1 protein-coding gene is annotated in these 240 nt (G+C 69.6%); it reads left to right on the top strand.

Features of this window, described 5'->3' with window-relative positions:
* Positions 1-240 (top strand): 3-keto-5-aminohexanoate cleavage protein (locus SB764_RS44170; protein ID WP_410867335.1); only part of this gene is annotated, 240 nt, incomplete at both ends.

Genomic DNA, 240 nt, shown 5'->3' with positions numbered 1-240 from the left:
ACGAGCTGCTGGTGCAGGTGACGAGCGAGGCGGCCGGCGTGTACAAGGCGGCCGAGCAGATGGCCCTGGTGCGCGAGCTGCAGCCGGAAGCGGTGTCGATCGGCCTGCGCGAGATCGCCGTGCCGGAGATTCCGGAAGACGAGCTGGCGGCGTTCCTGGCCTGGGTGGCCGAGCGGCGCATCATGACGCAGATCATTCTGTACGACGAGGGCGATGTGCGGCGCTGGCTGTCGCTGCGCG

The sequence above is a fragment of the Paraburkholderia sp. SIMBA_027 genome (assembly GCF_046535315.1).
In the GTDB taxonomy this organism is placed as follows: domain Bacteria; phylum Pseudomonadota; class Gammaproteobacteria; order Burkholderiales; family Burkholderiaceae; genus Paraburkholderia; species Paraburkholderia tropica.
This window is presented reverse-complemented; position numbering and strand designations above follow the sequence as displayed.